The sequence below is a fragment of the Paraburkholderia sp. A3BS-1L genome (assembly GCF_051125215.1).
In the GTDB taxonomy this organism is placed as follows: domain Bacteria; phylum Pseudomonadota; class Gammaproteobacteria; order Burkholderiales; family Burkholderiaceae; genus Paraburkholderia.
In genome coordinates this window covers 1027460-1047168 of record NZ_CP120444.1, presented here as the reverse complement: position 1 = coordinate 1047168, position 19709 = coordinate 1027460, and the positions used below count along the sequence as shown (strand labels likewise).

At 62.9% G+C, this 19709-nt stretch carries 20 protein-coding genes; 4 read left to right on the top strand and 16 right to left on the bottom strand.

Annotation, left to right across the window (positions count from 1 at the left end; all coding sequences use genetic code 11):
- Nucleotides 1–36: 36 nt before the first annotated feature.
- The 13 genes from glnT to P5W99_RS29835 form a co-directional block, all read right to left on the bottom strand.
- On the bottom strand, nt 37–1365 hold the full coding sequence (gene glnT / locus P5W99_RS29895) for a type III glutamate--ammonia ligase (protein ID WP_421027439.1): 1329 nt from the start codon (nt 1363–1365) through the stop codon (nt 37–39).
- 119 nt (nt 1366–1484) lie between these two features.
- Nucleotides 1485–2198 (bottom strand): hypothetical protein, encoded by a 714-nt coding sequence (locus tag P5W99_RS29890; protein ID WP_421027438.1) that lies wholly within the window; start codon nt 2196–2198, stop codon nt 1485–1487.
- The gene (locus tag P5W99_RS29885; protein ID WP_434664724.1) at nt 2195–5158 is read right to left on the bottom strand and encodes a glycine cleavage T C-terminal barrel domain-containing protein; all 2964 of its coding nucleotides are present in this window, start codon (nt 5156–5158) and stop codon (nt 2195–2197) included. Before P5W99_RS29885 ends, P5W99_RS29890 begins: the two co-directional genes overlap by 4 nt.
- A complete protein-coding gene (locus P5W99_RS29880; protein WP_421027436.1) occupies nt 5159–5416 on the bottom strand; it encodes a sarcosine oxidase subunit delta in 258 nt (85 codons plus the stop codon).
- Nucleotides 5417–5431: 15 nt separating this feature from the next.
- The gene (locus P5W99_RS29875) at nt 5432–6673 is read right to left on the bottom strand and encodes an FAD-dependent oxidoreductase (protein WP_421027435.1); all 1242 of its coding nucleotides are present in this window, start codon (nt 6671–6673) and stop codon (nt 5432–5434) included.
- Nucleotides 6674–6744: 71 nt separating this feature from the next.
- Nucleotides 6745–7605: a formyltetrahydrofolate deformylase gene (gene purU / locus P5W99_RS29870; protein WP_421027434.1), complete on the bottom strand. Its 861-nt coding sequence runs from the start codon at nt 7603–7605 to the stop codon at nt 6745–6747.
- 175 nt (nt 7606–7780) lie between these two features.
- A complete protein-coding gene (locus P5W99_RS29865) occupies nt 7781–8158 on the bottom strand; it encodes a hypothetical protein (protein WP_421027433.1) in 378 nt (125 codons plus the stop codon).
- A complete protein-coding gene (locus P5W99_RS29860) occupies nt 8118–8858 on the bottom strand; it encodes a hypothetical protein (protein ID WP_434664721.1) in 741 nt (246 codons plus the stop codon). Before P5W99_RS29860 ends, P5W99_RS29865 begins: the two co-directional genes overlap by 41 nt.
- Nucleotides 8859–8943: 85 nt before the next feature.
- On the bottom strand, nt 8944–10335 hold the full coding sequence (locus tag P5W99_RS29855) for an APC family permease (RefSeq protein WP_421027431.1): 1392 nt from the start codon (nt 10333–10335) through the stop codon (nt 8944–8946).
- A gap of 70 nt (nt 10336–10405) precedes the next feature.
- Nucleotides 10406–10546 carry a hypothetical protein gene (locus tag P5W99_RS29850; protein ID WP_421027430.1) on the bottom strand — a complete coding sequence of 47 codons (141 nt, stop codon included), beginning with the start codon at nt 10544–10546 and terminating at the stop codon, nt 10406–10408.
- A 4-nt stretch (nt 10547–10550) separates the two neighbouring features.
- Nucleotides 10551–10934, bottom strand: a complete 384-nt coding sequence (locus P5W99_RS29845; RefSeq protein ID WP_421027429.1) for a hypothetical protein — start codon at nt 10932–10934, stop codon at nt 10551–10553.
- Between the two features lie 53 nt (nt 10935–10987).
- Complete coding sequence (locus P5W99_RS29840; RefSeq protein WP_421027428.1) at nt 10988–11314, bottom strand: hypothetical protein; 327 nt, start codon at nt 11312–11314, stop codon at nt 10988–10990.
- Nucleotides 11315–11503: 189 nt separating this feature from the next.
- Nucleotides 11504–11869, bottom strand: coding sequence for a group II truncated hemoglobin (locus tag P5W99_RS29835; RefSeq protein WP_421028013.1), 366 nt, complete (start codon nt 11867–11869; stop codon nt 11504–11506).
- Nucleotides 11870–12188: 319 nt separating this feature from the next.
- Here P5W99_RS29835 and P5W99_RS29830 point away from each other — a divergent pair, with 319 nt between their 5' ends.
- The 4 genes from P5W99_RS29830 to P5W99_RS29815 all read left to right on the top strand — a co-directional run bounded on the left by P5W99_RS29830 (nt 12189) and on the right by P5W99_RS29815 (nt 16241).
- Nucleotides 12189–13310: an aminodeoxychorismate synthase component I gene (locus P5W99_RS29830; RefSeq protein ID WP_421028012.1), complete on the top strand. Its 1122-nt coding sequence runs from the start codon at nt 12189–12191 to the stop codon at nt 13308–13310.
- 136 nt (nt 13311–13446) lie between these two features.
- Nucleotides 13447–14583 (top strand): porin, encoded by a 1137-nt coding sequence (locus P5W99_RS29825; protein WP_421027427.1) that lies wholly within the window; start codon nt 13447–13449, stop codon nt 14581–14583.
- 212 nt (nt 14584–14795) lie between these two features.
- Nucleotides 14796–15926, top strand: coding sequence for an aminomethyltransferase family protein (locus P5W99_RS29820; protein ID WP_421027426.1), 1131 nt, complete (start codon nt 14796–14798; stop codon nt 15924–15926).
- Between the two features lie 45 nt (nt 15927–15971).
- Entirely contained in the window at nt 15972–16241 is a 270-nt protein-coding gene (locus P5W99_RS29815) for a hypothetical protein (RefSeq protein WP_421027425.1), read from the top strand.
- A gap of 31 nt (nt 16242–16272) precedes the next feature.
- On the opposite strand, the gene P5W99_RS29810 is transcribed toward P5W99_RS29815, so the two are convergent.
- The 3 genes from P5W99_RS29810 to P5W99_RS29800 form a co-directional block, all read right to left on the bottom strand.
- On the bottom strand, nt 16273–16818 hold the full coding sequence (locus P5W99_RS29810; protein WP_421027424.1) for a hemerythrin domain-containing protein: 546 nt from the start codon (nt 16816–16818) through the stop codon (nt 16273–16275).
- A complete protein-coding gene (locus tag P5W99_RS29805; protein WP_421079611.1) occupies nt 16815–17513 on the bottom strand; it encodes a response regulator transcription factor in 699 nt (232 codons plus the stop codon). Before P5W99_RS29805 ends, P5W99_RS29810 begins: the two co-directional genes overlap by 4 nt.
- 257 nt (nt 17514–17770) lie before the next feature.
- Nucleotides 17771–19555, bottom strand: coding sequence for a SulP family inorganic anion transporter (locus P5W99_RS29800; RefSeq protein ID WP_421027422.1), 1785 nt, complete (start codon nt 19553–19555; stop codon nt 17771–17773).
- Nucleotides 19556–19709 lie beyond the last annotated feature (154 nt).

Sequence of the window (19709 nt, the reverse complement as noted above, 5' to 3'; positions counted from 1 at the left end):
CTGCGTTTCATGGACGGCTGGCGCAGCGACGCCAGCTCAGAAAAATTCGAGGTAGGTCTTCTGCTCCCAATCCGACACATGGCGCATGTATTCGATCCATTCCATGTGCTTGAGGCGGAGAAACTCTGCGCCTGCCGGGCCGAGCGCCTCCATCATGACTTCGTCGCGCTCGAGTTCGCGAAGCGCATCCTGGAGGTTCTGCGGCAAGATGCTGATTTCGCGCTGGCGCAGCTCCTGCGGCGACATCTCGTAGAGATTCAGATTGCACGGCGCGCCGGGATCGAGCTTGTTGTTCACGCCGTCCAGGCCCGCGGCGATCACGGCGGCAGTCGCGAGATAGGCGTTGCACGCGGCATCGGGCAGGCGCAACTCGATGCGGCCACCGGGAATGCGCACCATCGACGAGCGGTTGTTGTCGCCGTAGCTCACGTAGGCCGGCGCCCACGTGGCGCCGGTCAGCGAGCGGCCCACCACGAGACGCTTGTACGAGTTGACCGTGGGCGCGCAAATGGCCGCGAGTGCCGCCGCATGCTTGAGCAGGCCGGCCGTCCAGTGATAGGCGAGCTTCGAAAGCCCGAGCCCGCGCTCGTCGTGCTTGTCGGCGAAGAGGTTGCGCTCGCCGTCCGAGATCGACATGTGCATATGCATGCCGTTGCCCGGCCGGTTCGAGAACGGCTTGGGCATGAACGAGCAAATCAGGCCGAGCTCATTGGCGATCTCCGCAGCGGCCATCTTGAAGAACACGTATGAATCGGCGGATTTCAGGCAGTCCGAGTAGGTGTAGTTGATTTCGAACTGGCCGTTGGCGTCCTCGTGGTCGATCTGATAGACGTCGATGCCAGCCTTGATCAGCGACTCGGTCAGACGCTCGAGAAATTCGCGCGAGCGCGAGAGCCCCTTGTAGTCGTAGCACGGCTTGGGCAGCGCATCGGAGGCGTCGCACGGCACGATGCGGCCATCCTCGGCGCGCCGCAGCAGCGAGAACTCGGGCTCCAGCCCGGTGTTCAGGATCCAGCCGTGCTCCTGCAAGCGGGCGACCTGCTTTTTCAGCGTCACGCGGCTCTCGAACTGCCACGGCTCCTTTTTCACGTAGCCGTCGCAGGCAATGCGGGCGTAGCCCGGCTGCCACGGCATGAGCGTGAGCGTGTCGAGATCGCCCACCGCCATGAAGTCCGGCCCTTGCGGATCGATGCCGAGGCCCCATACCGCGAAGCCGGCGAAACCCGCGCCATCGGTCAGGATGAGGTCGAGGTGGGCAGCGGGCACGGACTTCGTCTTCGCGACGCCGTGAATGTCGACGAATTGCGCGAGTATGTACTTGACGTCGTTATCTGCGAGGAACTGCTTGGCTTCTGCGGGTGTCATGTCGATTGTCCTCAAGCGTCGTGATGCGGTGTCGAGAAAACGCCCGGCGCCTGCTTGCGCCGGAAGCTTTCGCCCGGGGTGCCAGATGAGCCTGATAAGCCTGATGCAGGCCTGGTGAGTTAGCTGCTGGCCTGGTGCGATGGTGCCTGGTCGATTGCGTCGATCACGGCGAGACCGACCGGCCCGCCTCCCAATTCGGCAGCGATGCCGGCAAGGGTTTCCCACAAGTACACACCGTATGTCCCATCGGCCCACAGACGGTAGTACGGACGGCCCAGCCGCTCGCCCGGCAGGACGGTGACGGCGACCCCCGCCATCGAAGTCAGCACGACGGGTCGGGTTGCGAGGTCCAGCGCGCGAAAGTTGACGTTGCAGGTCTGCAGCAGCAATTCGTCGATCGCCTCGCCGCACAGCACCAGCGCCAGGTCCTGGCGCAGCACCGGATAGACCCGCAGCGCCGGCTCGCGATGGGCCAGCTTTGACGACGCGCGGCCGCTCATGCCGTCCTCGATCAGATACTCGGTGAGGCCCAGACGCGCGATCAGCCCGCCGCTCGCGAGCGGCGCCCATGTGTTGGGCTGGGGCAGCGCGGGCAAGCCCTGCTCCGCGAGCCAGGCGGCCACGCCCTGGCCCTTGAAGCCCATGCGGGACAGGTGCGAGACATCCGCAATGCCCGCGTTGCGTGCGCGCGCTTCGTCGTTCGCGCCGTGGCGCTCGACGATCTGCATGTTCTCGACCGTGCTCCACCGTGCTTCAGCGGCGTGTTGGGCGTCGCGTATGGGACTCGTGCGCAGCGGGAAATTTGCTGCGCCTGCCAGGTTCGATGCGCTCATGCGGTCTCCTCCCTCGGTGCGGCGGCGTGCGCGGGTGCGGCGTCTTTCTGGCGCAGGTTTTCTGGGTCGTAGAACGGCGTGGGCACCACCGTGGCCGACACCATGGTGCCGTCGCTCAGGCGAAAGCGCAGTTGCGTGCCCGGTTTCGCCATCGCGGGCCGCACGAACGCGAGGCCGATCGTCTTGTTCAGCGTCTCGCTCCACGACACGCTCGTCACGCGGCCTGCGATCTCCTTGCCTTCGATGGCGAGGTGGCACTCGCGCAAGGCGTCGTTCTTCACGCCATCATCCAGCGCGAAGCCCACGAGGCGTTGCTGCTGCGCCTGGCTGTCGATGGCCTGCAAGCTGCGCTGGCCGACGAAGAACGGCTTGTCCATCTTGACTGCCCACTCCATGGCGGCATCGCGCGGCGTCGTCAGGCCGTCGGTGTCCTGGCTCACGATCACGTGGCCCTTCTCCAGCCGCAAGAGCCGCTGCGCCTCCACGCCAAACGGACGGATGCCGAATTCCCTACCCGCTTCATAAAGCGCGTTCCACAGCGCCGGGCCATATTCGGCGGGAACGTGAATCTCGTAGCCCCATTCGCCGACGAAGCCCACCCGCATCAGCCTGGCCGGCACGCGGTTGGCGCCCAGCGCGATGCCCGTCACGCGGATGCCAAGATACGGAAATGCTTCGGATGACAAATCAAGGTCGACCAGCTTCGCGAGCACGGCGCGCGAGTATGGACCCGCGAGGTTGATGGCCGCGTAGGCGCCCGTCACGTTGACGATGCCGCAATCGAGCCCCCAGATCGTGTTCAGGCGCGAGAGTTCGCGGTAAATCGCCGCCGCACCCGAGGTCGTGGTCGTGAAGTAGAAGTGATCGTCGGAGAGGCGTGCGATCACGCCATCGTCGATCACCACGCCGGCTTCGTCACACATCAGCGCATAGCGCGTCATGCCGGATTTGAGCCCCGCGTACTTCGACACGTAGACGCGTTCGAGAAACTGCGCGGCTTGCGGCCCGCGCGCTTCGAGCTTGCCGAGCGTCCCCACGTCGATCATGCCCACGCCGGTGCGCACCGCCTGCACCTCTTCCTGGATGCAGCGCGCGCGATCCTTGCCCGCCACCGCGTAGTACTCGGGCCGCTGCCAGACTCCGGCCGGCATCCACTTCGCGCCGAGGCGCTCGTGCTGCGCGTGCATCGGCGTGCGGCGCTCGGGATTGAAGCCGCGCCCGGCAAGCAGCGCCATCGGCACCGGATGAAAGAACGGGCGCGCCGTGGTCGTGCCCACTTCCTGCGGCGCCTTGCCGGTCAACCGTGCGAGCACGCGCAGCCCATTCATGTTCGAGTGCTTGCCCTGGCTCGGGCCCATGCCGTTGGTCGAAAAGCGCTTGAGCAGCTCGATGTTGTCGAAGCCTTCCTGCACGGCGTTTTCGAAATCCTTCAGTTGCAGGTCTTCGTCGAAGTCGACGAAGTTCTTGCCCGCCGGATGCGCCACGATCGGCCACGCATGCGAGGGCGATTCGGGTTCGCGCGCGATCGCTGTGCTGCGCGAGTCGGGCGCGCCCCCCAGCAAGCCGACATGCGCGGCCGCAAGCGCGCCTGAACGGCGACCGTCCTGCAGCTTGCTCTCGAAGGTGTACACGCCGTTCACGCGGCCGCACGCGAATACGCCTTCGGGCAACTTATCGGGTACGAACTGCTCCACGCCCGTGTCGTAGCGCATCGCCGTGCCCGCCTGGTAGAGCAGATTGGCAGCCGGCGCCCAGCCCACGCTCATCAGCAGCGTGTCGCATTCGATTTGCCGGGTGCGGTCGACCGGGGCAGTCATGCCCGCGGGCGGCATCGCACCCACGCGCACGGCCGCAAGCCGCTTGCCTTCCGTGTCGGGCACGGCCTCGACCACGCAGCTCGAGCCGAGAACCTCCACGCCGCGCACCTCCAGCTCGCGGGCGAGCACGCCGCAGCCATGTGTCGCGCGCAGGTCGATCAGCGCCTTCACCTTGATGCCGCGCTCCAGCATGTCGAGCGCCGCGCGATAGCCATCGGCGTTCGCGGCCAGCACGACCGCGCGCTGGCCCGGCGCCACGCCGTAGCGCCACGCGAGCCGCTGCGCCGCCGAGGCGAGCATCACGCCAGGCAAGTCGTTATTGCGGAACACAGCGGGCTGCTCGAACGCGCCGCTTGCCACCACAACCGCCTTCGCGCGCATCTTGGTGATGCGATCCGGTTCGACGAGCGGGACCCAGTGGTCCGCATAATAAGCCGCGGCCAGCGTGCGATTGAACATGCGTACGCGCGGATGCGCACGAACCTGGGCTTCGAGCGCGCGCACGGCTTCCAGGCGCTCCATGTCGCCGCCGGCCTGATACGTGCCGCTGCCGCCCGAGCGCGCATTCTCGTCGACGATCACCACGTCCGCGCCCTGCTGCGCCGCCTCCAGCGCCGCCATCAGACCCGAGGGCCCCGCGCCGATCACCAACACGTCGCAGAACCCGTAGCGCTTGGGCGTGCGCACGTGCGGCGCCTTGAGGTCGACCACGCCAAGCCCGGCCATCTTGCGGAACATGCGCTCCCAGCGCGGAAACCAGCGCTTGCTGTAGAACGCCTTGTAATAGAAGCCAACCGGCAGGAACGGCGCGAGCTTGCCCATCCAGCGGTTACGGTCGTTGGCCACGCCGCCCGTGGTGTTGACCGCGTGCCAGTTCGCACCGGCGATCAGCTCGGTCACGTCGGCGCGCACGTTCAGGCGCGCGCCATCCTGGAACATCGCGTTCACGTCGTGGTTCGCGAGCGAGAGCACGCCGCGCGGGCGGTGATACTTGAAGCTGCGCCCGAGCACCGAAACCTCCGACGCCCATAGGGCGCTCGTGATCGTGTCGCCTGCAAAGCCCGTGTAACGCTGCCCTTCGAAGCCGAATTCGATCTGCTGGCTGCGATCGATCCATTCGCCTGCATGCGGTGCCAGACGCATTTACGCCTCCTCGTCATTCAGATACGTGCGGATGACACGATCCTTCGCGGTGTCACGCTCGGCGATGAACCAGGTGTTGCTCGGGGTATGGCACCACCACTCCTTCTTCACGCCGGCAGCGCCGTTGCGGCAGTACACGTAGTCGGCCCATTCGTCGTCGCTCGCTTTTGCCGGGTCCGGCATCGCGCGCATTTCGCCCCAGTAGACGAACTCCGAAACGGGCCGCGCGCCGTTCACAGGACAGGTCATGATCTTCATCGTCGTGTTCTCCGCTCAGTGTCCGACCGATGCTGCGCCCTTCTCGCCCGTGAGCGCATAGCGGCGGAAGCGATCGAGCGTGAAGCCGTTGATCAGCTCATGGTTCGTATCGTTGGCAACGGTGTACGACATGGTCTTGCCGCACACCGGCGTGGCCTTGAAGCCCCACGTGCCCCAGCCGGAGTCCAGATAGAAGCCCTCCACCGGCGTCTTGCCCATGATGGGCGCGAAGTCCGGCGTCATGTCCGCCATCCCCGCCCACTGGCGCATGACTTTCGCGGTCGAGAGGAACGGGAACATCTCGAGCATGTGCGCCGTGAGCCCTTCCACGAAATCGAGCGTCGAGCGCGTGGCATGCAGCTCGTAGGGGTCGAGCGAAGCGCCCATCACGAGCTCGCCACGCGCCGACTGGCTGATGTAGACATGCAGGCTCCCCGAAACCAGAATCGGATTGAGCCAGGGCTTGAGCGGCTCGCTCACCATCGCCTGCAGCGGATGGATGAAGATGGGCGTGCGCAGCCCGACCATGTCGGTGATGCGCGGCGTGGAGCCCGCCACCGCGCACAGCACCTTGTTGGTCGAGATATAGCCCCGCGAGGTTTTTACGCCCTTCACCTTGCCGCCCACCACGTCGATGCCCAGTACTTCGGTTTGCTGATGAATCTCGACGCCGCGCTGGTCGGCGCCGCGCCCATAACCCCATGCCACGGCGTCGTGGCGCGCGACCGATCCCGGCGCGTGATACAGCGCACCGAGGATGGGCGCCACGCCGCCGCACGAGAGGTCGATCATCGGCGCGGCCTCTTTGACCTCTTTCGGGCCGACCACCTCCGAGTCCACGCCGAAGTGCTTGTTCACCTCCGCGCGCCAGCGCATCGTGCGCATGGCCGAATCCGTATGGGCGAGCGTGTAGTGGCCGCGCGTCGAATAAAACAGGTTCAGGTCGAAGTCCTGCGAGAGGTCCTCCCACAGCTTGACCGATTGATCGTAGAACTTCACGCCTTCGGGCGTCAGGTAGTTCGAGCGGATGATCGTGGTGTTGCGGCCCGTGTTGCCGCCGCCGATATAGCCTTTCTCCAGCACCGCCACGTTCTTGATGCCGTGCTCACGGGCGAGGTAGTAGGCGCTCGCGAGCCCGTGGCCACCCGCGCCGATGATCACAACGTCATAAGAACTGCGCAAAGTGTCATGCCGGGTGAACATCCGCGGCTCAGGGTGCTTCTTCGACATGGCAAAACGCACGAGACGCCACGGCATGGCTCACTCCTTGTTCTCATCCGCGCGCACAGCGGCGCGCGGGCAAACCGGGTTGGACAGCAGGGCTGCTTTTAGCGCAGAACGATCGTCTTGTTGCCGTGTATCAGCACGCGGTCTTCGAGGTGGTAACGCAAGCCTCGGGCCAGCACCGCTTTTTCGATGTCGCGGCCAAGACGCACGAGATCGTCGGGCCGGTCGGAATGGCGCACGCGAATCACGTCCTGCTCGATGATCGGGCCTTCGTCGAGATCTTCCGTCACGTAATGGCAGGTTGCGCCGGTGAGCTTCACGCCCCGCGCATACGCCTGGTGATACGGTTTCGCGCCAACGAAGCTCGGCAGGAACGAATGATGAATATTGATGATGCGGCCCGGATATGCCGCGCACAGCTTGGGCGACAGCACCTGCATGTAGCGCGCGAGCACCATGGTGTCGGCGCGCGCGTCCTCGAACAGGCGCTGCACCTGGTCGTAGGCCTGCTGCTTGGTGTCCGGCGTGACCGGCACGTAATGAAACGGAATGCCATGCCATTCGACGAAGCTGCGCCACGTTTCATGGTTCGAGATCACACACGGAATCTCGATGTCGAGCTCGCCCGCCTTCCAGCGCGCGAGCAGGTCGTAGAGGCAATGCTCGAGCTTCGAAACGAGGATCACCACACGTTTTTTCTGCGAATGATCCGTCACCTTCCAGTCCATCGAGAACTCGCGGCCGATGCGGCCAAAGCGCTCGCGAAACGTCTCGAGGCTGACCGGCAGCGAGTCGGTGGCGATCTCGTGGCGCATGTAAAAGCGCTTTTCGATTTCGTCGGCGTGGTGAGTCGCCTCGATGATCAAACCGTGATGCTCGGCAATGAACGCGCTGACGGCAGCGACAATGCCGATCCGGTCGGGGCATGACAACGTCAGTGTAAAGCGGCGCGTTTCTGACATGAGGGGCACCCATTTCTCGACAGGATTGAACGTGGATTAAAAGTAATCAGCGGAATTTCACTTGTCAACGCCAATAAACTTTTTTTCCTGCCACGAACCCAATCAGGGGTATAGCCCACTGGGTAAGCACTACCCTTCCGGGGGTAGAAAAATGCGAGCCGTCCGCTGCCGCGCGCTACATGTCGCCTGCGCGCTGGCGTTGCACGAAGTACTCGCGGCGATATCGCGAGACCGCGTAGGCGTCGAGCACCGCAATCGCATAGACAAAGATGCCGCCCGCGTGACGGCCGGCGAACGATCGCCCGGGCGCGGCGAGTTGCAGCGTCACAAAGCCCAGCAACAGCATGAAGAACACCATGATGAGCGCACGCCTCGGCATGCGGTTGAGAACCTGCCCTGCGCCCGGCAATACCGCCGCGGCGGCCAGCACGACCCAGGGGTGCAAAGGGCGGCGCACGACTGGATCCGGGGGCCGCTTTGAGGCTTTCTCGACGGCTTCTCCGGTCGCTTCGTCAACACGTTTCTGCGCTGCTTCGATTTCGTGCGCTTGCATGCTCGCCTCCTTGCATCAGATCGGCGCATACGGCCGTCGCGCGCTCGAGCAGCGACTCGAGCAGCGCCACGCTCACGTGCGCCCCATGAAACGTCGCGCGGCGCAGCACCAGGTATTCGCTGCGATCCGCCGCCTGAACCTGATAGACGATGCGCACGCCGCGCGGCATCACGACCAGCTCCTTCGAGCGCGGGTCGGAGAACAGTGTCCTCACGTGCGGATCGAGTATGCGCAGCGGCAATTCGGATGCCTCGCGATCCGACTTGAGCGAGGTATGGCCCGGCCAATCGCTCGGGAGCGGGACGCACCGCGGCAAAGCATCGGCGTGTGACCAGAATTCTACGTTCGCCCTGCGCGCCAGCAGATCGAACGTTCCGGCGACGGGCAAGTTCTGCCTCACCGATACGGTCAGCCAGAGCGACGGCACCTGCCGGAACACGACCTGATCCACGATGGGTTCGATCCTGACGCTATGCTCGCGATACGAGCCCGTGAGCACGGGAAAGGCGACGTCGTCCTGGGTCAAGGTGGCGTGATCGAAAAGCGCGAAGCACCCATCGAACAGCTTGCGGCGTTGCGTCCTGAGCGATTCGCGCGCGCGTCGATTGAGGATGGCGAGTGTCAGCGCAAATACCGCGACGAATACGGCAGTCAATACGGCAGAAAACGCCGTGGCAGGAGCGCTGCCTGCGAGCCACATGACGGAACCCTCCCTATACGAATGCGGCGCGGGCGGTATGACCCGCCCGCGCCGCTGCCACGGCTAGCGTCGATTTCAATGCCCGTCAATAGTCCCTCGGCCGCGGCCAGTTCATCGTGAACTGGTCGCCACGCTTGACGTATTTGTAGCGATGCAGCGCGAACCAGATCGACGCGACGATATAGAACGCCATGATCGACAGCAGCGAGGCGCCATAGCCGAGATAGGTGGCGAAATAGGTCGCGGAGCACAGGCAGGCCAGCACGATCGCCGGGATCGGATGAAACGGATGGACGTAGCCTCGATTGATGCTGCCAAGCGGCCATTTGCGACGAAACTTCACGATGTTGATCGACATGAACGTATAGCCGAGCAGCCCGGACAGGATGGAAAACGTAATGACCTGATCGAGCAAGCCGGTGAATGCGAACGAGATCGCAATCGGCACCAGAAAGATGATCGCGCGGTATGGCGTGCGATAGCGCGGATGCACCGCGCCGAACCACATCGGCATATAGCGGTCGCGTGACATCGAAAACCAGGCGCGCGAGGCGTCGTTGATACATCCGTTGGCCGATGCGATGGCCGAGAACAGCGTGCCCACGAACAGCAGCGTTTGCAGCCCCTTGTTGCCCGTGAGGCGCGCAGCGTCGTAGAGCGGCGTCACTGCCTGGCCGAGATACTCCCACGGCATGAGCCCGGTGGCGACATACCAGGTCAGTGCGGCGGCAATCAGCAGCGTGATCATCCCGCACATGGTTCCGAGCGGAATCGAGCGTCCTGCCGAGCGCACCTCCTCGGCGGCCTGGCAGGTGCCTTCGATGCCCAGGTAGTACCACATGCCGAACTGCAGCGCGGCGACCACGCCGAGCCAGCCATACGGCAACTGCGTCAGCAACTGATGATGGAGCAGGACCTGGCCCGGATTCCACGGCTGCACGCCGAAGAACAGCACGACGATGGCGAGAAAGGCAATCGCCGTGATCACGAAATTGACCGTGAGCGTGACGAACACGCCGCGGTAATTGAGCCACGCGAGAAAGGCAATCGTCAGGAGCGCGAACGGGCGCGAGTCGACGGCATAACCCGAATCCGCCGCCACGGCCTTGATGAGGTCGCCCACCACGAGCGCGTCGGCCGCTTCCAGCATCGTATAGGCCATCACCAGATAGAGGCCTACGTTGAACGCCATGAGCGGCCCGATGATGTGCTTCGCCTGCGTGTACTGGCCGCCGGCCGCCGCGACTGTCGAGGTCACTTCGGAGTCGATCATGGCTACGCAGGTGTACAGCAGCCCGATGATCCAGCAGGCGATCAGTGACCCATATGCACCGCCTTTGGCAACCGAGAAGTTCCACCCCATGAACTCGCCCACGAGCACGATGCCCACGCCGAGCGCCCACACGTGAATCGGTCCCAGTACTTTCAGGAGGGCAATGCGCTCTCCGGACTGTCCTGCCGTTGCTGCGTCGCTCATGCACCGCTCCTGTACAGATTGGCTATCCAGACGGGTTGAGGCGGATCCGTCGCGGGGGTTATCGCGTGGGTTACTCGCTGCCTTCGGTCGAACTCATCAGGAAATCGTCGTCGTATGTGCGGGAGACCCGCAGCGCATCGACAAGAATCCACGCAAACAGCAGGATTGCGAGCGCCCAGGCGGCATGACTCAGCAATGACCAGAAGTTCATGGCGTCACTCTCCGAATTTTTCCGCGATCACCTGTCGATACTGCTTCTCTGACACGCGCAGCACGAATACGAAATAGCCGACGATCACGAGCGCCGTGACGATCAGTGAGCCCGGCTCCACTACGTAGTCGAACCGGGTGGTGATGATGGGCTTGGCCTGCCCGGCGTTGTAGCCGAGCTTCTGCCACTGCGCCTGCATGGTGGGATTCTGGCCCAGCGTCTGCCACGACACCTGGCTGGTCGCGGCCTGTGCCTGATCGGGCTGCTTGTCCGGCACCTTGAGCAACAGCGGCCCGAGCAGGCTGCAATACACGAGCACCAGCAGAAACAGGCTATCCACCAGCTGCCCGAAGCCCTTCTGCACAGGGGGAACATATACGGATGCCATGACGAGTTTCCTCTTCGGTCGGCATTGCGTTGTGTGGTCCAGCGGCGGGGAAGTCAGGCGAGCACTTCTTCTTGCTCGCTGTCGCGAAGCGCCGCCTTGCGCAGACGGTTCTCGTCGAGATGGTGGATGTCCAGACCGTAAATATGGTCCTTGTCTTCCTTGTAGTGCCGCACCATCGCCGTCACCGACGCGGTATTGAACACGACCACGCCGGTGGCGCCAACCGTCAGCGCAATCCGGACCCCAGGATCCGCCACCGACATGCTCACCGCAAAGTAGACGAAGCCCAGCGCAACCCATAGCGCAAGCAATGCGGTGCCTGCCATCCAACGGTCCCGGGCAAACATGCTGTCGATGCGCTTTCTCAAGCGGTAACTCATGCTCAATCCCTCCATCAGTCACGGCGAAACGATTGGGGAATTTCGACCGATCTGGTCGAGTTTCCCTTTCGGAACCAAAGTTTCACCGTGGTATTTATTGTGGATGGAGCCCCGAGTGTCAATACTGTTTTTGTAGGTAGATAGAGACCCTGGGTGGCCGCACGCCCGGTATCGGCCTGGAAGTGCGAGCTAGCCGGTATTGCGCAGCGCTTGCGCGGACCGTGTGAAGTGCCGCATCAGCGTCGCCGCGACGTCGTCGTCATAGCCGAGTTGCGCGATGGCTTTGCGCATGCACGTCAGCCACGCCTCGACCTCCGCCAGCCCGATCTCGATGTGCGCGTGCATGGTACGCAGATTCGCGTGCCCCATGCGCTCGAGGTAGTAATGCGGGCCGCCGAAAAAGCCCGAGAGAAATTCGAACTGCGCCTGCCTGACATGGGCGAGGCCAAAGCCCTTCAAATGCAGCGCGTGAATGCGCGCGCCTTCGGGATCGGTTTCGATGATGTCGTAGAACGTCTCGACAAGGCGCGCGAGCGCGGCCTCGCCGCCTATCATCTCATGCACGGTCGGGGCGCGTTGGTCCGCTGCTCGATGTCTTGTCTCCACGATTTCCTCGGATTCATAGTGTCCCGATACCGGGTGATGCCTGCGCGAAGCATAGACAACGGTGCGCGGCCGCCGCGTCTCCCCTAAGGGGTAGAAGCGGGTAGAAGCGCGCTACCCATTGCCGCCATGCCGCGTCTGCACCGTGCGCCCGGCGCGTACAGGCGCATCGCGCCTACCCCATGGGGGATACCTACTACGAATCATTGATGAAGCACTTTTGGTCGTCGATGCTCGGCGCATTGATTCGTGGTTCAACTTCTCCTCGTCCATGGACACTTGCCGATTCGACGATTTCGTTGCTGGACGTGCGCTCGTCATGCGCGGCCCGCACTCGCGGATCACGGCCCTCAATCGCCGCGAGTTCGCGGGGGCGATGCAGGAAATCGACACGGCGCGCGCGCGAGGACACTGGATTGCCTTGATCGCCGATTATGAGGTGGGGTATTGGCTCGAGCCGTCATTGCATGAACGCAGCAATGAGGAAGACGCACAGCAAGCGCCGCTGACCGCGCTCGTTTTCGACGATGCGAATGAAGCGCCATCGTGCGAGGCCCTCGCGAACGATGCGCAAAGCGAGATCATCTCGATCACGCCACGCATCGGCAAGCATCGCTATATGGAGCAGGTGACCGAGATCCGCAGCCTGATCGCCGCGGGCGAGGTTTATCAGATCAACTATACGTTTCCGCTCGACGTGAGCATGCGCGGCGATACCGGGGCGCTCTACCGGCGTCTGGCCAGCGCGAATCCGTCTGCGCATGCGGCGTATATCGAAGACGGCGATCGCCGGATTCTTTCGTTTTCTCCGGAACTGTTCCTTAAGCACAGCGACGGCAAGCTCACGACACGGCCCATGAAGGGCACCGCGCCGCGCGATCCCGATCCCGGGCGAGACGACCGCTTTGCTGCGCAATTGCAGGCGAGCACGAAGGACAAGGCCGAGAACCTCATGATCGTCGATCTCCTGCGCAACGACCTCGGGCGCATTGCGCGCACCGGTTCGGTCGCGGTGGAGAACCTGTTCGCGCTGGAACGATACGCAACGGTCTGGACGCTCACCTCGACGATCACCGCCGATATCGGCGAGCCGAATCTCGAACACATCCTGCGCGCGCTCTTTCCGTGCGGTTCGGTCACCGGCGCGCCGAAGATTGCCGCGATGCGCCACATCCGCCGCCTCGAAATCGCGCCGCGAGGCGTCTATTGCGGAAGCATCGGATGGCTCGCGCCAGATGGCCGGTTCTCGATGAACGTCGCCATACGCACCCTCGTTCTCGATCGCAGCGGCGAGGGCGTGTACTGCGTGGGCGGCGGCATCGTCATGGATTCCGACCCGTCGCGCGAGTGGGAAGAATGCAAGTGGAAGTCCCGCATCATCGGTTCATGGTGAATGTTTCGCCGCCGTCGTTCGCATCACCGGCGAGCTATCAATGCAGTTCTGTACGGGTTCCGGGCGCCCGACGAAACTCCAGCACCAGTACGAACTCCCCTGTCTCGCCCGTCAAATCAGGAGCCAACGCTAGCTCATGAACAAGCACCTTCCTTGCGCCGCGCTCGCGGCACTTTTCGTGGCCGGCCACGCCCATGCGCAGAGCAGCGTCACGCTCTATGGCGTGATCGACGACGGCTTGAACTACACGTCGAACGCGCGTGGCCATAGCGCTTACGCCATGGTCAGCGGCGACTCCAACGCGTCGAATTTCGGGTTCAAGGGCGTCGAGGATCTTGGCGGCGGTCTTTCGGCCATCTTCACCCTCGAAAACGGCTTCAATGTCAACAACGGCGCATTGAGCATGAACGGCACGCTTTTTAGCCGCCAGGCATTCGTCGGGCTCAGTTCAGCGAACTATGGCACGTTCACGTTCGGACGCCAGTACGACGCAATCGTCGACATGTGGAGCCCATTCACGGCGGCGGGCAACACCATCGGCGACCTCGCATCGCATCCGTTCGACAACGACAACGCGGACCAGGACTTCCGCTTCAACAACGCGGTCAAATATGTGAGTCCGACCTTCGCCGGGTTTCAGGCAGAAGGCGTGTATGGGTTCAGCAATGCCACCAACTTCGCCAACAACCGCGCTTATAGCGCGGGGATCAGCTATGGCGCCGGCCCTTTCTCGGCCACGGTGGCCTACACGCGTCAGTCCAACGGCAACTTGAACAGCACCGGCGCGGTGGGCGGCGACGGCGTCTTCACCGCCGCGCGCCAGCAGAATATCGGCGCGGGCGTGAAATGGACCTTCGGCGACGGTTCGAACATCGGCCTTGCCTATTCGCATGTCGACGTCTATGACCCAACCGGCAACGCCTATGCGCCCGACATCGGCACGCAAGCGTGGTCGTCGTGGAAGTTCGACAACGTCGAAATCAACGGTCAGTACTTCATCGATCCTGCGCTGTCCGTCGCCGCCGCCTACACCTTCACGCACGGCAACCTCAAGGAGACGGCGAGCGGATCGAGTCCGAACTGGCACCAGGTCGCGCTGGCGCTGAACTATTCGCTCAGCAAGCGGACCTCGGTCTACGCGCAAGGCGCTTATCAGCACACGAACGGCAAGACGGGCACCGATCTCGATGCGGCACACATTGTCGGTGCAGCGGACCTCTCTTCGAGCGAGAACCAGGCTGTGGTCCGCATCGGCTTTCTGCATCGCTTCTAATGCAATCCTAACGGATATTCGAAGCATTGCCAGGCACTGCGCGTGTGGCGAGCGCCGCTACCACGTTGGGCATACCCCCTCTTCTGGATAGCGGCCCCAACTGCGTTCGTCAAAAATGCAGGTTAAGGAAACTGCGTGCGCCGGCAGTATCGAAGACTGCCGGCGCTGCGCGGTTCGCCAATCCCTCATCGCTACTTTACGGAGCGTTATCCATGGCAAATTCATGGCGTATTTCGGCACTCGCGGACCGTCATCGCGCGCTGGGTTCCAACCTGGAAGACTGGAACGGCATGGGCATGGCATGGAGCTATGCAGCGGATCTCGCGGACCATCACGAGGCTATCCGCACCAAGGCGGGCCTCATGGATGTTTCGGGCCTGAAGAAAGTTCATTACGTCGGCCCGCACGCCGAGAGTTTGCTGAACTGGGCGACCACGCGCGACATCAGCAAGCTCTACCCGGGAAAGTCGGCCTACGCATCCATCCTCAACGAAGACGGCAAGTTCATCGACGACTGCATCGTCTACCGCACCGGCCCGAACGCCTTCATGGTCGTGCATGGCGCAGGCACCGGCTACGAACGGCTCGTGCGCTCCGCCGTGGGCCGTCAGGTTGCCGTGCTGTTCGACGACGACTTGCATGACCTTTCGCTGCAAGGGCCGGCCGCTGTGGACTTCCTTGCCGAGCATGTGGCTGGCATACGGGAACTGCCCTACTTCCACCATATACAGACGCGCCTTTTCGGCCGGCCCGTCACCATCTCGCGCACCGGTTACACGGGCGAGCGCGGCTACGAAATTTTCTGCAAGGCCGTGGATGCGCCGCTGATCTGGGACACGATCCTCGCCAAAGGCAAGGGCTTCGGCATCATTCCCTGTGCGTTTGCGGCGCTCGACTGGCTGCGCGTGGAGAGCTATCTGCTGTTCTATCCCTACGATAATTCGGAAACCTGGCCATTCAGCGACGAGAAAGCCGGAGACACGCTGTGGGAACTGGGCCTCGACTTCACCGTGTCACCGGGAAAGACGGAGTTCTGCGGCGCCACCGAGCATTTCCGTCTCGCCAATAAAGAGCGCTTCAAGATCTACGGCGTCGATGTCAGTGCGTCGCGCGCCACCGCGGCAGGCGACACGTTGTGGCAAAACGGCCGCAAGGTTGGCGTCATTACCTGCGGGATGTACTCGCGGCTCACGAAGCGCTCTCTCGCGATCGCACGCGTGGACGTGGACCAGGCACGCGACGGTATCGCGCTGGAAGTCAGGGGCAGTATCGAGACGCGCGGCGTGACGGCCGCTCTGCCCTTCGACGACCCTGAGAAGAAGAAGCGCACTGCGTTGGGATGATGGCCGGTCGCCAGGCCGGCGTGGTAACGCGAAGACCGCAAAAAAATGAACCGCACCGAAACGAGTGTCCTCGTCAAGCGGGTCGCGCAGGGCCGCGACCCGCAGGCCGCTCTGTCACTGTACGAGCACAGCATTGCAGCCGGACACAAGCGGATCGCTTTGCTGCGCTATATGGATGCGCGTGATTTGTGCGTGCCAATGACGCAGCAGCATCATGCCTACGCGTGCGCCGTCGCGAACACCCTTAGCGACGGCGAGATGGCGGCCATCGCTCAGCAGGCGCTGAAACGCAGCCGGGAACGCAGGGCGCGATGAGCGCCTGAATATACGCGGACGAGAACCGATCTCAGACGTCAGGGGCAATCTTCCTGCGTAACGAGACGAAGCGCTCCAGCACATTGTCGCCGAAGAGCGGGTCGGGACCGGCCGGCACCGCCGCGGCTACCTCAGCCCAGTCCTCTTCGGTCAATGCCTGAGCTGCGCTGGCCATGATATCGCGCTCCTCAGAGAAGATATGGTGGCGGTAGTACACAAGATAGGTAGCCGTGGCCGCCTCGAGATCCGCCCTCGGCGCCAGTACATCTGCCGCTGCGTCATTCAGGCGATTGAAGAGTTCTTCTCCAGCCGTGGCAATCACGCGATGCTCTTGCAGAAGCCGGTTCACTATCAACCGAGTCCCGGGATTGCGTTCGACGAGCCGCGCATAGGCAACGTCCTCCGGGGGGTGATGATAACGATCCGAGTAGTCTCGCAGATAGTAAAGGATATCGCTCATAAGAGCGTAGTCCGAAGTCTCTCCCAGATGGAAGGCCCCCACCTGTTCGTCCAGCAGATCCAGTAGCCGCACAAAATTGACGTGATCGGCGTGCCACCTGGCAAGTGCATTGATCATGAAGATCCCCTTCTATGCAAATCATGTGTGCGATAAGCCATCGCTCGCGCGCGGCCGGGCACGGCCAGAAACGCCTCGTCATCGGCCTGCGCGCCCACTACGAGGCGAACCAGATCGGCCAGCGAGCGCACCTGCATCTTCTCCATCACGCGTGCACGGTGGATCTTGATGGTCTTCTCTGCTGCGCCCAGTTCGTCTGCAACGAGCTTGTTAGGGCGGCCTTTGACCACCAGCGCCATGACCTCGCGTTCGCGCGGGGTCAGCCTGTCGACGCGGCTCTGAATCTCAGCACGCTCCTTGCGGCGTGCAAATAGCTGGCAGGCGCGCTCGACGGCGCGCGCTGTGGCGTCGAGAAGGGTCAGCGCATCGACTGGCTTCGCCAGAAAATCGGTCGCGCCCGCCTTCATCGCGGCCACAGCGGTGGTCAAGTCACCGTGCGCGGAGATGAACACGATCGGCACGATGCCGTCGAGCCGACGCTGCAATTCGATGCCGCTCGAGTCCGGCAACTCGAGATCGAGCAGCAGGCAAGCAGGCGAGTTCTCCAGGTCTACGTCCTGCAGGAACGCAGTTGCGCTGTCGTATGCCCGCGTGGTGTAACCACTGGCGCGAAGCAGGCGCCACAGGGCGTTGCGGACGTGCTCATCGCCATCGACGATGGACACGATAGGTGCAGGCGTATTCACCATGGTCATCGTGGGCCCGCATTCGGGCCATGCTCCCCGCTAGCAGTTCGTAATCAATAACGTTTGGAGTGCAGATAAAGGCTATCTTCGGAAACGGCACAGCCTGCATCTACGATAAGCTCGCTCATCGCCACCTGGTTGACCCTCGTCAATCAGAGAAGGGCCTTGCCGCGCGATGGCATCGCCCGCACCAGTCTTTAGCGATACGCAAAAATTGTCGATCAGGGCAGGCAGACCGCAACGCGCGACACTTTCACAAACCTGCGCTATGAAGGCGCCATTCCGGCATCTCGATGCTCTTCAGATATCGATTCGATATCCTTCATGTCCATCTCGCGCAGGTACGTTTCGATGACGTCGTCCACGGAGACCCGTCGGCTAATATCGCCAACGAGTTCTTCCAGTCCTTCGGCGCGCAACATATCGCGCGCGCTGCCATGAGCAGCCACGAGGCGCAGCCGCCTTCCTGCGCTGGCAAGGTCCGTGTGCAAAGTGGCCAGCATCCTCGCTCCCGCGATGTCCACCGCGGGAGCGTTCGAGAGGTCCAGTATCACCAGTTTCACGGGGCAAGTTGCGCACAAGATTCTCGCCGTAATCGCAGCGCGCACGTGGTCGGCGTTGAAGTAAAGCAGCGACGCCTCGACGCGAAACATCAACACGCCGGGAATCTGTTCGTTGTCGGCATGGCGCTCGATGTCCGAATAGAAGTGCGTGCCGGGAATGCGGCCAAGAACCGCCACGTGCGGATGTGCCGCGCGCCGGATGAGCAAAAGCATCGACGCCAGCACCGCAAAGATCACCCCTTTGAGAATTCCCAGCAACAGGACCGCAACGAATGCGACCATCGACACCATGAACTCATAGCGGCTGACGCGCCAAAGGTGACGCAACTCGCGAATGTCAATGAGACCCTTGACCGCCACCAGCACGATGGCTGCGAGTACGACGTTGGGCAGGTTGGTCAGCAAGCCTGTGAGAAACATCAGGCATAGACCGATGGCGATCGAAGCGAATACCAGCGCGAGCGGAGTTTTGGCCCCAGCCTTGTCGTTGACGGACGACTGGGACAAGCCACCCGCGACGGGATACCCCTGGAAGAGACCCGCGGCGAGGTTTGCCGCGCCGAGTCCGAGCAGTTCCTGACGCGGATCGATTTCGTAGCCATTTTTCTGGGCAATGGCGCGAGCCGCAGACACGCTTTCCACATACGACAACAGCAGACAGGCAAACGCCAACGAAACAATGCCGTCCACGTCGCGAATGCGCAGCGAGGGCAGGTGAAAATCCGGCAGACCGCGCGGCAATGCGCCGACGACCTTGAATCCCATCGTGCCCAACGGCGTCAGCGAAAGCAGAACAATGGATAGCGCGACCACGAACAGCGCGACGGGACGCCCCGGCAAAAATTTTTCGCCGAGAACCAGCAGGGCTAGCGCACCAACCCCGAAGGCGAGCACAACGAGCTGGGTGTCTGGAAGCTGCCCGAACAGGATCGAAACGCGTTCGAAGAACTGCTCCCCGCCCCCCTTGACCCCGAAAAGCTTGGGCAACTGGGTTAGCGCGATAGTCAGTGCGGCGCCCGCTTTGAAGCCCAGCAATATGGTCTCGCTGATGAAGTTGACGAGCGAGCTTAGCCGCAGAATCCAGCCGATCAGGCACATGATCGCAATAAGGATCGCCGTCAATGCGGCAATGGAGGCGAACCGCCCAGGGTCGCCGCCTGCCATGTCCGTGACCGTCACGCCAACGAGCATCGAAATCGCCGAAGTCGGCCCAATGGCCAGTTGGCGGGAGGTACCGAACAAGGCGTAGAAGATGCCGCCGACCAGGTAGCAGTAAATGCCGTATTGGGCCGGCAAACCGGCGAGCGTCGCATAGGCAAGCGACACGGGTATTCCGTACGCAGCCAGCGTGACCCCGGCCACGAGATCGGATGAAAGCCACGGCAACCGGTAATCGGGCAGCCATTGCGCCGGCACGAGTATCGCGCGCCAGCCTCTGGCAGGGGAAGTCGCGTCAGTGCTCGCGGCGGGAACGTGCTCTTTGTCCATCGCGTCCTCCTACCCGGCCATTCAACCGGAATTTGCCGATCGCGTCGTCGAAGGTTTGCCCGGTCCCATGTAACCGGCCATCATCGATCCACGATAATCATGCACCGGACCTTGCAATTGATGCAGGTCAGTTGCCTGCCGCAAGGCAGCCTGC